This is a genomic window from Bacillus sp. AFS015802 (assembly GCF_002561455.1).
Classification (GTDB): Bacteria; Bacillota; Bacilli; order Bacillales; family Bacillaceae_B; genus Rossellomorea.
The window spans coordinates 128449-143317 of the sequence record NZ_NTUP01000059.1 but is presented as its reverse complement, the minus strand read 5'-3'; the positions used below and the strand labels follow the sequence as shown (position 1 = coordinate 143317).

Genomic DNA, 14869 nt, shown 5'->3' with positions numbered 1-14869 from the left:
GGTCAGAGCCGATTGGGGCCCTTTTTCTAATGAAACCTAAGCGGGAGTGAAAAAAATGAACTATGAAAAATCCGTCGAATGGATACACTCAAGGCTGAGACTTGGAATCAAGCCAGGTCTGATGCGGATGGACCGCCTGTTGGAGGAGCTCGGGAATCCGCATCAAAAGCTCCAAACGGTCCACATCGGTGGGACGAATGGAAAAGGCTCCACCGTTACCTATTTGAGACATGTGTTACAGGAATCAGGTTATAAAGTCGGAACCTTCACCTCTCCTTACTTTGAACGCTTTAATGAACGAATCAGCATCGACGGAGCGCCGTTGTGCGATGAGGAGCTGGTCCTGCTTGTAGAAAAGATCAAGCCCATTGCAGAAAAAATGGAACATTCGGAATGGGGGGCACCCTCTGAATTCGAAGTCATTACGGCCATGAGCTTTTATTATTTTGCCGAACTGAATCCCGTCGACCTCGTTCTCTATGAGGTGGGGCTTGGGGGAAGGCTTGATTCGACGAATGTCATCACCCCCATGGTATCAGTCATCACGAGTATCGGAATGGATCATATGCAGTTTCTCGGGAACAGAATCGAGGATATCGCTTTTGAAAAAGCGGGGATCATCAAGAAAAGCGTACCTGTCGTATCCGGTGTGCATCAGCAGGATGCAGTCAAGGTCATTGAAGAAAAGGCCGTCGATATGGGGAGTGAATTATTTCAACTTGGACAGGATTTCTCAGCCAAGCGTCTCGACATATTGGAAAAAGGGGAGAGGTTCGAGTATCGATCTCCTTTTCAGCATGAATCGTTCGAGCTTTCCATGATCGGAACCCATCAGATCAATAATGCAGCCATCGCCATTAAGGTCCTTGAGCTTCTTACACTGGAGGAGAAGTTTATAACAAATACAACACATCTGAAGGCTGGATTGAAGAAGGCAACCTGGCCAGGCAGAATGGAAGCTTTATCAGATAACGTTTACATTGATGGTGCCCATAATCCGGAAGGTGTCGCTGCCCTGGTAAAAACGATTCAGGAGCGCTTCCATCATAAAAGAGTAACCGTCCTTTTCTCGGCCCTTCATGATAAAGAGTTGAGACCGATGATTTCACACCTGGAGGAAGCCGTGGATTACATCGGTTTTACGACCTTTGACTTTCCAAGGGTGGCATCCGTAGAAGAGCTTTACGATGCATCTTCACACCCTGATAAGGTAAAAGTTCATGATTGGAAGAAGTACCTCAAGGAGAAAATCAAGGTGACACAAGAGGATGAAATCCTGCTCATCACGGGCTCTCTCTATTTTTTATCGGAAGTAAAACCGTATTTTCTTCCTTTACTGGAAAATTACAGAAAAAAGTAAGTGACTTTGTTTGGATGCTTTGATAAAATATTCTTAAACTTGTGACTATTTAACTAGTATAGTATGATCAGACTATAGTAAATCGAATGTAAACCTATGGGGGATAGATATGACGTTATCAGTAAAGAAAAAGCTGTACATATTGCTGTCATGGCTGGCCGTCGTACCGGCGGGTATGTATTTTACATATCAATATTATCCCCCTGAAAATATTAAAGGAAATGAGTTAGAGTTGTTCACATTGGTGGCCTTTGCTACTTTTATCCCGCTCATGCCCATCGTGATCAACGGGGCGACCATTTTCTTCATTCAATGGGTCACCCTTGTAGGGTTCATCAAGTACGGATTATTTGTGGAAATCGTATTGATGCAATTCTCCATCATCCCATTGCTGATCCGGCTTCGACTGACGAAAACCGATTGGCACAGGCTTCCCTTGAATTCAGTGATGTTCTTCATTGTTTCATTCATAAGCGGTTTAATCTATTTCTTGCTTGGCGGGGAAATCGCCGAAAGGGAGCTCAGTCAGCTGATTTTCCCGATCCTATGCTATCAGGTCGTATCGATCATGATCAATCAAATCCTGCTTCTTGCCTATCACCGCTATGTCGCCAACAATGATGTCCGTTTTTACAGTAAGGATTTCGTGTGGGATTTTACCGCGAACATGATCATGTTCCCCCTTTCTCTATCACTCTATTATTTAACGCTTGAACTGGGGGCCTTTGCCTCATTACTGATCGGGGTTCCTTTTGTCAGTCTGTCGATCATCTTAAAGCTCTATAATTCTTCCGAAAAGATCAATGAATACCTCCAAAAAGCAGGGGAAATCGGTCATCAATTAACGGAAAGCCTCAAAGTCAATGAAGTCCTCGATATTTTCATCGAAAAGATCATCGAGACCCTGCCTGTCGAATATGCGTATATACTCGATTGCCATGAGGAAGAGCTGGTTCTTCTGAGGCGTGTTGAAAATGGGGAAATGAAATCGAATAATCTTCGCCCGCTCAAGAAAAACCAGGGAATCAGCGGTGTGGTGTGGGAAACGGGACAGTCAGTCCTGTACACTTCCCGGTCTGAATGGACAGATGTCGCGGAAGGCTATATGCCTGAAGGTGTGGAAAGTGTGTTATGCGTGCCCATCGTCAGGAGCCAGAAGGTCAGGGGCATTCTGCTGCTCGCTTCCTCCAAAAAGAAGGCCTATGAGAAATTCCAATTAATGATCGTCGATATCCTATGCTCCTATTTCGGGGTGGCGATCGCCAATGCAAGGCACCATGAACGGACGAAGAAGAATAGTGAACGGTGTGCCCTGACCGGCCTCTACAATTACCGATACTTCGAAGATCTCCTGTCGATGGAATACAATCATCTTGAGCTTGGGAAAAGGAAGAACCTGTCATTGATCATGCTCGACCTGGATCACTTTAAGGTCATCAACGACAACTACGGTCATCAGAGCGGTAACGAGATCCTCATCGAGCTTGCAGACCGCCTTCGAATGCTGATCGACTCTAAAGGGACCGTCGCAAGATACGGCGGCGAGGAATTCGTGATCCTCCTTCCCGACACTGAACGGAACGAGGCCCTCCAAATCGCCGAGTATGTGAGGAGCACGATTGCCGATCAGCCATTCACCCTCCATGACAGTCTGGACGAGTCCAACAAACAGATGATGGTCCGGATCACGGCGAGCATCGGGGTATCGACCGCCCCGGAAGATGCAGATGATACCCTGGCACTGATCCGCCATGCCGACCGGGCCCTTTATACGGGAGCCAAGCAGGCCGGGAGGAACCGGGTGGCACAGTATGTGAAATGAACTATGTAAACACCTTCCTTTATGTGAAGGTGTTTTTTTAAATTGATGATATGATACCTATGATTTTCATCCTATTTTTTACTAGCTTTAGCAGATAATAGCTTTTCATTTCCCACTGTATATACTAAAATAGTAGTAGTCGAATATTGTTATTTTTCATCGAAACAACCATGAATTGGAGGGATGAGTGTGAGTGATGTAGTATCTGCTGTCGTGGCCTTTCTATTGTTGCTGCCTATACTCATATTGGTTCCTATGAAACTGTCATATAAGCAGAAAGTCCTGATTTCTACTGGAGCTCTTTTGCTTACTCTCTTGTGTGTACTGGCCGGCCGCGTTATTCCCCTCTATCAGGTCTTGATCATTTTCGTTTTATTACTCCTTCTAAGTACCTACTTCCTGGAGACGAGGGTAAGACCTTTATTCCTTCAATCCACGAATACATCTGACATTTATTTCACATCCGAAATCAAGGAAACGAGCCAACAAGAATTTGAGGAAAGCCCCGCTTTGGATACCGTTCCCACTACTAAAGGGAAAAGGGTTCCGGAGAAAGAAGGGTACATAGAGGAGATCCCATTAAAATCCATATCATCCGTACATATCCTGGAAGAAGAAATAGAAGACAACGTATATAAAGACGAAGACTTCCCATCCCACTCCCCGTTTTCGGTGGATGAAGAAAGGGACCGGCTTGATGAGCAATTAGAAGACTGGAATCCTCTTTCACCACAAACGGATTCCTTACGGTATGATACGATTCCTTCTTCGTCCCTTTCACAGGAAGAAGAGGAAGAGTACAATCGCTTATTTTTTGAAACAAAGAGGTAAATGAAATCAGTCTAAAAGGGGCCTCAAGTGATGAGCAAAACGTTTCCAATTACGAAACTATCTGTTTTTTTTGTGTTATGCAGCCTTTATTTGTTCAGTTTTGCTCATCTTGGAGCTTATGCATATGATCGTTTCATTTCGCCGAATGAGGCTTTTTCTGAAGGGACCAGGATTGGAAATATTGATGTTTCCACCCTTTCTTATCAAGAAGCAGAAGCCCAATTGAATACGGAAATAGATGGGTGGAAAGGCAATCATTCATTAACCGTTTCCTATATGGAGACATTCATCCCTGTAGATTCGAAGCTGTTTCATTTTGACCTTGCCGGTTCGCTGCAGGCTGCAGCTCAAGGAGGGGACTCGCCTCTGTTGGTGAGCATCAAGGGACTCCCCTCTTTTTTAGCTTCTCATGAAGTGGATACCGGCATGATCGACATGGAGGCATTGAATCAAGAAATGACTCAGGCAGCATCGAATTTAGACACAATCGACAGAAACCTGCCAATAGAAGATTTTTTCATTCAATCCGATTCGATTGAACTCATCTCTGAGGTCAATATGGAAGGGGTGCCCATCACTCCGGGACTTCAAAATCTGCTTGAGGCATATCCGAAAATCGAAATAGGAAAAACCTCGCCGTTCTCCCTATTGGAATTTATGGATGACGAAGCTTTTACGGGATTGTCCAACCAGGAATTGAGTCACTTTGCATCATCCTTATACCGGTTGATCCTGCCGACGAATTTTGAAGTGATCGAAAGACACCAGGGAAGGGTTCTTCCAGACGATATTGATCTGGGATATGAGGCGTATGTCAATCAGGAACAGGGCGACGATTTTATTTTCACCAATCCAAATAACACTGCCTATACCATCACGTTCAGTCGACAGGGAGATACACTTACCCTGACCCTCACTGGCGTAGAGATGCCCTATGAGATTACTGTAGAAGAGCGGAACGAACAAACCTTCAAGCCGAAGCTGATCAAACAGTACAGTCCCTATGTAAATAAAGGGGAAGTAAAGGTGAAAGAAGAAGGACGTGACGGCATGAAGATTGAAGTGTGGCGTAGTTTCGAGACGAAGAACGGTGAAGTTCTCAAGGAAGAGAGGGTGTCTGAGGACTTTTATCTTCCGGTGTATAAAGAAGAGATCCATAGTATGAAAGACTATGTGGTAAGTGAACCACAGGCCCCCGTTGAAACGGATGACAATGGTACGGGTGCTTCGAGTGATGAGACTGCCATTCCGGGAAGTTCTGGAGGAACGGAAAACACTGTTCCTTCTGAACCGATTGACACAGGGGAAAGTGAATTACCTGAAAACGCAGGGGATGAGAATCTCCCGCCGGAAGCGGAAGGTCCATTGTCGGATATGAAATAAAAGAAGTCAGGTGGATGATCATGGCCCAGGAGAGGAAACGTCTAGGAGACTTATTAGTTGAATCAGGTTTGTTAACGGAAGAAAAGCTTCAAGCGGCACTGAGGGAAAAAGGGAAAGATCAGAAGCTTGGGGATGCTATCTTACAAAAAGGATACATAACGGAGCAGCAGTTGATCGAAGTGCTCGAATTTCAGCTGGGTATCCCACATGTCAGTTTGTTTCGATACCCATTCGATCCCAAACTGTTCCATTTGATTCCGAAAGAATTGGCCAAGGGGAATCTAATGATCCCCCTGAAAAAAGAAGGGGATAAGCTCTTTGTCGCCATGGCGGACCCAATGGATTTCTATACGATAGAGGATTTACGGCTGTCCACGGGGTTCTATATTGAAACGGCCATTGCCACAAAGGATGATATCCTCCGGTCGATCAGTAAGTACTATGATATGGATGAAAGCTATGAAGAGTTGAAAGGGATGGAAAATGACCGTCCCGCTTTAGAGGATGAAACATTAACGGATCAGGATTCCCCCATCGCCAAGCTGGTGAATCAGTTGTTATCAAATGCCATGACTCAAAAGGCAAGCGATATTCACATTGATCCACAAGAGACAAAGGTGCTCATACGCTATCGGGTGGATGGCATCCTGCGGACGGACAGGGCTCTTCCGAAGCATATGCACAGTATGCTGACGGCCCGGCTCAAAATCATGTCACAATTGGACATCACTGAACACAGGGTCCCGCAGGATGGACGGATCAAAACAAACATCGATTTCCGTCCCATCGACCTAAGGGTATCGACTCTTCCCACCGTGTATGGGGAAAAAATCGTCCTGCGTATACTGGACCTAAGTTCATCATTGAATGACCTGGGTCAGCTTGGATTCAACAGCTTGAACTTGAAGCGGTTTCAGGAACTGATTGACCGGCCGACCGGAATTGTCCTGATTACAGGTCCGACTGGTTCAGGTAAGTCCTCGACTCTTTATGCTGCACTGAATAAGCTGAATAGCGAAGAGGTCAATATTATCACGGTTGAAGACCCGGTAGAGTATCAATTGGAGGGGGTCAACCAGATTCAGGTCAACGCAAATGTCGGTCTTACATTCGCCACCGGTCTCCGCTCCATCCTCAGACAGGACCCGAATATAATCATGGTGGGGGAAATTCGCGACCGGGAAACGGCCGAGGTGGCGATACGGGCCTCTTTGACGGGGCATCTCGTACTCAGTACCATTCATACGAACGACTCGTTAAGTACGGTGACCCGACTAATCGATATGGGGGTCGAACCCTTTTTGGTGGCCACATCCGTCAGTGGGATCGTGGCTCAAAGACTGGTGAGGAAAGTATGCAGGGATTGTGCACGGGAAGAAGTACCCTCCACCAGGGAAACAGAAATCTTCGAACGCAGAGGCATGTCGATCGAAAGGATCATCAGGGGCAGGGGGTGTGCCTCGTGCAACATGACAGGTTATAAAGGCAGAATGGCGATCCATGAAGTGCTGGTCGTGAACGATGAAATGAAAAGGATCATCATGAACAATGAATCCCTCAGTACGTTAAGGGAAGTAGCGATGAAAAATAAAACCATCTTTCTTCTGGATGATGGGTTGTTCAAGGTAAAGCAAGGGTTGACCACGACGGAAGAAATTCTGCGCGTAGCAATAGAGTAAAGAAGGTGTATGGCATGAAGGAACGAATCGATCGGCTATTACAGGCAGCATTTGAATTAAGAGCCTCAGATATACATTTAACGATAGGGTCGGCCCCGGTATTCCGCATTCATGGGGACTTAAAAAGGTACGGACAGGAACCATTGAAGCCTGAAGATACAGAGATGATGGCAAAAGCCATCATCCCGGAGCATTTATGGATGGATTTCAAGGAAAGGGGAGAGCTGGACTTTTCCTATGCTCTCCCGGGTGTTTCGCGTTTCAGGGTGAACGCTTATTTTCAACGCTCCTGCATTTCCATTGCACTGCGGGTGGTGCCAAGGAACATCCCGACCCTCGAAGAGCTCAAGCTTCCTCCCGTCTTAATGAAAATAGCGGAAAAACATCAGGGATTGGTACTGGTGACGGGTCCTACAGGAAGCGGGAAATCGACGACCCTTGCCTCCATGATTCACTATATGAACCAGACGATGAGGAAGCATATCATCACCCTTGAGGATCCGATCGAATATTTACATAAGCACGGCTCTTCCATTATCGATCAACGGGAAGTCGGATTTGATACCAAGTCCTTTGCCTATGGCCTCAGAAGCGCCCTAAGGCAGGATCCCGATGTCATTCTTGTGGGGGAAATGCGGGATCTTGAAACCATTCAAACCGCCATCACGGCAGCGGAAACCGGTCATTTAGTATTGGGTACGCTGCACACCTCCAGCGCGGTTTCAACGATTGAACGAATCATTGATGTCTTTCCGGCAGCGCAGCAATCACAGGTTCGCGTCCAACTTGCATCCGTTCTTCAGGGGGTCATCGCCCAACGCCTTCTGCCGACGGTTGATAAGGAAGGAAGGATCGCGGTTTCAGAAATCCTGCTGAATAATTCAGCAGTGGCCAATCTCATACGTTCAGAGAAGATCCATCAAATCCCGACGGTTATGCAAACCTCCAAGGCACTGGGGATGGAATTATTTGAATCGAATGTCAGCAGATTTCTGCACGCCGGCATCATATCCAAGGAAACCGCCTCTCCGTTTCTTCAGGAGAACAGTTAATCATGGCCAGATTCAAGTACGAAGGACGGGATAAAAAGGGTAAGAAAAAAGGTCATATAACGGCCCCCTCCAAAAAAGAGGCCATGCTCCGCCTGAAGAATCAAGGCGTTCGCATCATTTCCGTCCAGGAAATCCCGGAAACGCTCTTAACAAAAGAAATAACCTTTGGGAATCCCGTTAAGCTTCAGCATTTGGTGATTTTTCTAAGGCAGTTTTCCACCCTTTTGAAAGCGGGGGTCACCGTCGTCGACGCTACCCGTATCCTGGGGAGCCAAACGGACAGCAAAGCGTTGACGAAAATCCTCATGGATGTCGAAATAGAGCTGAAGGAAGGACGTCCCCTTTCTGAGGCATTCGGAAAGCACAGTAAAGTGTTCGAGCCTCTCTTCATCAATATGCTGAAAGCCGGGGAAGCGACGGGAAGCCTGGATGAAACCCTGGAAAGACTGGGAGATCATTATGAGAAGCAACACGGTACACGACAAAAAGTAATCGCAGCCCTTTCTTACCCTGCCGTCGTAGGGGTCATTGCCATCGGCGTTGTCATCTTTTTACTCGCTGCCGTTGTGCCGACCTTCGTGGATATGTTTGACGATTTCGGGGGAGAATTACCGTTAATCACCCGATTCGTCCTCGGGGCAAGTGAAACCGTCCAGCGGTTCTGGTATGTACTCTTGCTGCTTGTGATTCTTTTTATCACAGGGATCGGGATGGTGAGGCAGAGGAAAGAAACGAAATACTACCTGGATTACTTCATCTTAAGGATCCCTGTCTTCGGTAAGCTGATCCAAAAAACGGTTCTGGCCCGTATGACGAGAACGTTAAGCTCCCTTTTCTCAAGCTCCGTCCCCATCCTGCAGTCCCTGGCGATAGTGGAACGGGTGGTGGAAAATGAAGTGATGGCCACCGTTCTCAGGGAGTCCCGGGCGTCATTGGAAAAAGGCGGGACGTTGACGGAGCCCATGAAGAAGCATTGGGCCTTTCCTCCCCTGGTTTCCCAAATGATTTCGATTGGGGAAGAGACGGGTTCACTCGACAGCATGCTTTCGAAAGTGGCGGATTTTTATGAAAAAGAAGTCGAAAACTCGACGGATCAATTAAAAGCCCTCATCGAACCCCTGATGATCGTCCTTTTGGCGAGTCTTGTGGGGACGATTGTCACGGCCATCATGGTCCCGATGTTTGAAATATTTAACAATGTACAAAATTTCTAGCAATTTTGATAATATTTTACACATTAAGACTTATATTTTATTCTTCGTGATGTATAATATAGGTAGATTAAAAGAGTACTAAAGTACTACATATGATGTTGAGGAGGAAATGAAGCATGTTGAAGAAAATGAAGAAAATGTTGAAGAATGAAAGAGGTTTGACGCTGGTCGAGCTACTGGCTGTCATCGTGATCTTGGGGATTATTGCGGCGATTGCGGTGCCGAGTATTGGGAATATTATTGAAAAATCACGGACTGATGCAGTTAAAGCTGAGGGGATTCAGGTTTTAAATGCAGCTAAATTATATGTTTCTTCAGAAAGTGTTCCGGATGATAGAACGTTAGAAGCTTCTGATTTAGAAGACTATCTTGAAGAAAATGATGATATTATGGAGTCAGGATATACGGTAACAGTTAAGGATGATAATACATTAACTTTAAGTGGGACAGGTGCTAAAGGGAGTGTTACTATAGATTTTGCAAATGCTTCTGTAAAAGATATTAATAATGCAAAGAAAGATGCAAAAACTATCCCAGCTCCTGCACCTAAAGAAGGAGAGTAATTTCAAAGCGTGATAATCCTAATTACTCTCTACGCACTCCTCCTAGGCTCCTTCTACAACGTAGTCGGCCTGCGGGTGCCTTTAAAGAAATCCATCGTTAAGCCCAGGTCGAGCTGTCCGTATTGTGGTCATCAATTGACTGCGGTGGAGCTGCTCCCTGTCTTTTCCTATCTCATTCAAAAGGGGAAATGCCGCCAGTGTCATGGGCGCATTTCTCCTTTATATCCGTTTATGGAGGCTTTGAATGCCAGTCTTTTTGTCCTGGCATATCTTGAGTTTGGACTTGATTGGGAGCTGCTTGTCGCGTGGACGCTCATTTCATTGTTCATCATCATCACGGTTTCTGATTTGAAATATATGGTCATCCCTGATAAAGTTCTTTTATTTTTTTCTGGACTTTTTTTATTGGAACGTCTGTTCATTCCGTTGAATCCCTGGTGGGACAGCCTGATCGGAGCAGCAGCCGGTTTTGGACTGCTCCTCCTTATCGCCATTGTGAGTAAAGGCGGCATGGGTGGGGGGGACATCAAGTTATATGCCGTGATCGGCTTTGTTGTGGGATTAAAGGTCATGGTCTTATCCTTTATGCTGGCAACATTTTTTGGCGCCATCTTCGGTTTGGTCGCTTTGGCCTTCAAGGTGATAGAAAGAGGGAAGCCGATTCCCTTTGGTCCGTTTATCGCCCTTGGCACCATACTTGCTTATTTGTATGGTGATGTCCTTCTATCAGCTTATCTGTCATTTGTCTATTAACATAAAGGAAGGGTTCGTTTTATGGGATTTTTATCGTTTCTCTCTGCTAGCAAAAAAACATCCAATATTGTATTCACAGACAACTCCATCCGCTATCTAGAGTTGAAGCACACGTCACCCCTGCTTGTGCAGGCATACGGTGAACGCTTACTTCCCGACAACGTCATCAAAGGCGGGAAAATCATCGATGACCAAACGTTATCCTTTATTTTGGAAGAATGTGTAGAGGAATGGGGGATAAAAGGCAAATCTGTCCGATTTATCGTTCCTGATCCGTTTGTCGTTTTGAGAAAAGTGACGATTCCCGGAGATCTTAAACAGGATGAGATAGATGGATATCTGTTCCTCGAGATAGGCACAAGCATCCATTTACCTTTTGAAGATCCTGTCTTTGACTTTGCCCTATTGGACGAATCGGAAAACGGCAGGGAGGTTTTATTGATCGCATCCCATCAGGAAGTGGTTGATCGTTACAAAGATGTGTTGGAGCAGGCAAAATTGAAGCCGACTGTGGCTGACATTTCCCCACTGGCTCTGTATCGATTATCTATAGAGAAGGGAATCGTTTCCCATAAGGAGCACACGATGTTCCTTCACTTCGACGAAAGATTGCTGACGGTCTCGATCTTTCTTGGGCATAAACCCATCTTTACACGTCCCATCGTGTTGGAAGAGGAAAATACCAACGTATTGGTGGAAGATCATCTCTCTTGGAGGAATGTTGAAGATGCCTTGAGTGAAATTGAAAAAGTCATGAATTTCTACCAGTATTCCCTGCATAAAGGAGAGTACTTTGTCGAGCGCGCCCTCATAAGCGGGGATCACCCAAGTATCCGGGAAATTGAATCATACATGAGGGAAAGATTGAGTGTTCCTGTCGGCTTCCTTGGTCTGGAAGGTATACAGACTGTCGAAGACGGAAGGATCTCGGGTAAGTTTGCCATCGCCCTAGGTCTTGCGTTAAAAGAGGTGCAATATGTTGAAGCTCATTGATATAAACTTATTGCCGGAAAAGGAGAAAAAGAGCTCCCTCTTCATTTATTCTTTGGCATTCATTCTTGTATTATTTTTTATTGGCAGTCTCTTTTTCTTTTTCTCCCTCCGAAATATGCAAGCGGAAACAGAAAGGACCCAGGATACCATCTCTCAAACCAGACTGCTCATGGAAGTTCAACAAACGAAGCTGCTTGACGCTGAATCTACTCAAGGAATGAAAGAGCTCGAAAAAACGATCGCCTGGATGACAGACTATCCTGTCGATACCGTTCCCGTCCTGAATGAGCTGATTTCCCTGCTTCCTTCCCGTGGTTTCATCCAAACCCTGGAATACAGTGGGAGGCAATCCATTATCGCTTCTATACAATTTGATTCATCCCGGGAGGCAGCCTACTACTTGCATCATCTAAAGGACCAGGAGTGGATCACGGAAGGAGAAATCCTTGAAATCACAACTGACAGTCTGACGGGTGAAGAGACGGATGCACTAGAAAGTGGAGTGGTTCCCAGATATCTCGCAGAGTTTTCCCTTACTCTTGATGCGCAGATACTTCAGGAAATCAATGAAGCGGAAGATCCCTCTATAGAAGAGGAGGCTGAAGAATGATCTCATCACTCACCAGGAAAGAAAGGCTGATTCTGATTGGAATCACTTTCGCATGCGTTTTTACTCTGTTTCTACTCTATCTCTTTGTCTATTCCCCGCAGCAGGACAGGCTTGTCATAAAACGGGAGGAATTAAAGACGGAACAAAAGCTCTTAACGGCTGTCGAAGCGAAAGCGGTACAGATCGAGAGTCATTCATACAAAGATACCAAAACCCTGCAGAATCAAATTCCTGTCGAACCGTTAACGGAGCAGCTCATCCTGCAGCTGGAGAAAGCAGAAGTAGTATCTCAGAGCGTGATTCAGTCCATCAGTTTTTCGAAGGAAGACTTTGCCTTTGAAATTGAAGAAAAGGAAGATTCGGTTCCTGGTAATGAAGAGGTTTCTTCAGATGAACAGGAATCCGGAAAGGACAGCTCAATGGTTAAGAGATTACAAATGACCATGACCATTCAATCCGGGAACTATTTCGCCATGGAGACATTCATCCATGAATTAGAGAATCTCCCGAGGATTGTGGAAGTCAATCAACTTGTGATGGAGGGAAGGGAGGAAATGAGCCCCGTCTTGACGGATGAGGAGCCACAACCCCTCACCTTTCAACTGGTCGCCTCGGCCTTTTATATACCCGGACTCTCTGATTTAAATGATAGTCTACCAACCATTGATAGTCCGCCCCCTTCATTGAAGAAAAATCCTTTTATCCAATATACGGATCCTGCTGTGAAAGAAGAATCTGCCGAAACGACCGACATACGCGAAAACTGAAAAATTTGACGAAAACCTATTAGGACAAGACGACAAAAGTCTTGTTCTTTTTTTTATGGGATGTGATAGCATGGAAAAAAATAGATGAAGGAGGGTGGCGATGATGGATAAACGAGGGAAAAAAGACAATAAGATTTCTATTAAAATTAATGGGGAAAAAACAACATTCGATGAAGACCTTCTTGTGTACGATTGGAAGCTGGGGGAGTCGGAGACAGCTGCCGGTGAAGAGGCGAAGGACGATGCGTTTGATTGGATCCTTCCCGATGAGGAGGCCGAGCCCCCGCAGGAATATAAAAAGATCCATTATGTGAAGGAAGGTAAGAAACGGAAGTCTTTCAAAAACCCTTTCCAGGATTCTGTCAATCTATTAATGTCATTGATTGGCGCGATTGTGGTCGGGGCGGTCCTCGGGTTCGGCACGCTTAAGGTCATTACGACAACGGATGGTCCGGCTGCACCGGCGGCGACGCTTCAGGATAACACGACGACAGGGAAAGCTGACGGTCAACAGGCGGTTTCGGCTGTCGAATTGAAGGATTTCTCCACTTCGATCCTTCAGGGCGGCGTGTTTTCGACAGAGGAATCACTCAATGCCATGAAAGACACGTTAGCCGGGAAGGGTCTGCCCACTGCGAGCGTGGAGAAAGACGGGCAGTTCTTTTTACTCCTCGGCGTTTCAGGAGACCTGGAATCAGCCAAAACCCTTGGGGGAAAACTGAAGGATCAAGGGGTGGATGTGTACGCGAAGGACTTTGTGCTCGGCTCCAAGGGGATCAACGCGTCGAAAGAAGAAAAAGCCTTCCTGGAGAAAGGGAATGCCTTATTCGGTTCGATCGCCGGTGTCAGCAGCTCTGGTATGGCCGGGGGGAAGACGGATGAGGCCACGGTCAAAACGATTCAATCCGGTGTGAAGGAACTGGAAGGAATCAAAGTCGGCCAGGAGTCCATCGCCTCCATGAAGAAATCCTTAGTGGACGCAGGCAACCTCGCTGCAGCGATGAACACTCCCGAGGATGCACAAAAAGTCCAAGAAGAGCTATTATCCTATCTTCAGCTTTATAGCGGGCTATAATTTCGACTGATTTAGACTATTTTCTAGGAAATAATGTAGAGAGAGGATTTTTTGAGCCTGCCTTGTTAAGGCTCGGAGGATGCTCTCTTTTCACTTGTTTACCGTGACGGACTTTGGTAGTATATTCTTGTATCTCCCATTTTTTACTCTGAAAGGATTGGTATGGTGTGTCCAACCTCATACTCGCTTCACAATCTCCCCGACGAAAAGAACTACTCGAACAAATCCAACTCTCTTTTTCTGTAATGAGCTCCAATGTCGATGAAACGTTTTCTGCCGAATTAAAGCCTCATGAAGTTGTCATGTATCTCGCGAAGAAAAAAGCCAAAGAAATATCGAATCAACAGCCTGCTCACTATGTGATCGGTTCAGACACGGTCGTGACTAAGGAAGGAAAGATTCTTGGGAAGCCGAGTTCCAAAGAAGAAGCGAAAGAGATGCTTCGTATGCTTTCCGGTTCCTCCCATGAAGTATACACGGGTGTCGCTATCGTTCACGGTGAGGCGGAGAAACTCTTTTATGAAAAAACGGATGTTACGTTTTGGGAGTTGACCCCTAAAGAGATTGATGACTATATTGCATCTGAGGAACCCTTCGATAAAGCGGGTTCATATGGGATCCAGGGAATCGGGGCGAAATTCGTCAAGGGAATCAAGGGCGATTATTTCTCCGTCGTCGGTCTCCCGATCTCCCGCGTGAACCGTGCACTACTTGAAATGGGTTATCTTCAATCAGAATGACTCCTTTACGTAAGAACAGGAGGAATC

At 45.9% G+C, this 14869-nt stretch carries 14 protein-coding genes; all 14 read left to right on the top strand.

The window, feature by feature from the left end; translation table 11 throughout:
- Positions 1-55: 55 nt before the first annotated feature.
- Complete coding sequence (locus tag CN378_RS15455; protein WP_098353321.1) at positions 56-1360, top strand: bifunctional folylpolyglutamate synthase/dihydrofolate synthase; 1305 nt, start codon at positions 56-58, stop codon at positions 1358-1360.
- A gap of 109 nt (positions 1361-1469) precedes the next feature.
- Positions 1470-3182, top strand: coding sequence for a sensor domain-containing diguanylate cyclase (locus CN378_RS15450; protein WP_098353320.1), 1713 nt, complete (start codon positions 1470-1472; stop codon positions 3180-3182).
- A gap of 189 nt (positions 3183-3371) precedes the next feature.
- The gene (locus tag CN378_RS15445) at positions 3372-4013 is read left to right on the top strand and encodes a hypothetical protein (protein ID WP_098353318.1); all 642 of its coding nucleotides are present in this window, start codon (positions 3372-3374) and stop codon (positions 4011-4013) included.
- A gap of 30 nt (positions 4014-4043) precedes the next feature.
- Positions 4044-5396, top strand: coding sequence for a VanW family protein (locus CN378_RS15440; protein WP_098353317.1), 1353 nt, complete (start codon positions 4044-4046; stop codon positions 5394-5396).
- 20 nt (positions 5397-5416) lie between these two features.
- Complete coding sequence (locus CN378_RS15435) at positions 5417-7075, top strand: GspE/PulE family protein (RefSeq protein WP_098353315.1); 1659 nt, start codon at positions 5417-5419, stop codon at positions 7073-7075.
- Positions 7076-7089: 14 nt separating this feature from the next.
- Positions 7090-8127 carry a type IV pilus twitching motility protein PilT gene (locus CN378_RS15430; RefSeq protein ID WP_098353313.1) on the top strand — a complete coding sequence of 346 codons (1038 nt, stop codon included), beginning with the start codon at positions 7090-7092 and terminating at the stop codon, positions 8125-8127.
- Between the two features lie 2 nt (positions 8128-8129).
- A complete protein-coding gene (locus CN378_RS15425; RefSeq protein WP_098353312.1) occupies positions 8130-9341 on the top strand; it encodes a type II secretion system F family protein in 1212 nt (403 codons plus the stop codon).
- Between the two features lie 116 nt (positions 9342-9457).
- Positions 9458-9904 (top strand): type IV pilin protein, encoded by a 447-nt coding sequence (locus CN378_RS15420; protein WP_098353310.1) that lies wholly within the window; start codon positions 9458-9460, stop codon positions 9902-9904.
- A gap of 9 nt (positions 9905-9913) precedes the next feature.
- A complete protein-coding gene (locus CN378_RS15415) occupies positions 9914-10657 on the top strand; it encodes a prepilin peptidase (RefSeq protein WP_098353308.1) in 744 nt (247 codons plus the stop codon).
- Positions 10658-10678: 21 nt separating this feature from the next.
- The gene (gene pilM, locus CN378_RS15410) at positions 10679-11650 is read left to right on the top strand and encodes a type IV pilus biogenesis protein PilM (RefSeq protein WP_098353306.1); all 972 of its coding nucleotides are present in this window, start codon (positions 10679-10681) and stop codon (positions 11648-11650) included.
- Positions 11634-12260 carry a hypothetical protein gene (locus tag CN378_RS15405; RefSeq protein ID WP_098353304.1) on the top strand — a complete coding sequence of 209 codons (627 nt, stop codon included), beginning with the start codon at positions 11634-11636 and terminating at the stop codon, positions 12258-12260. Before pilM ends, CN378_RS15405 begins: the two co-directional genes overlap by 17 nt.
- The gene (locus CN378_RS15400; protein ID WP_098353303.1) at positions 12257-13027 is read left to right on the top strand and encodes a hypothetical protein; all 771 of its coding nucleotides are present in this window, start codon (positions 12257-12259) and stop codon (positions 13025-13027) included. The genes CN378_RS15405 and CN378_RS15400 overlap by 4 nt, the downstream gene beginning before the upstream one ends.
- Positions 13028-13127: 100 nt before the next feature.
- Positions 13128-14102 (top strand): SPOR domain-containing protein, encoded by a 975-nt coding sequence (locus CN378_RS15395; RefSeq protein ID WP_098353301.1) that lies wholly within the window; start codon positions 13128-13130, stop codon positions 14100-14102.
- A 167-nt stretch (positions 14103-14269) separates the two neighbouring features.
- Positions 14270-14842: a Maf family protein gene (locus tag CN378_RS15390; RefSeq protein ID WP_098353299.1), complete on the top strand. Its 573-nt coding sequence runs from the start codon at positions 14270-14272 to the stop codon at positions 14840-14842.
- The last annotated feature ends 27 nt before the right edge of the window (positions 14843-14869 follow it).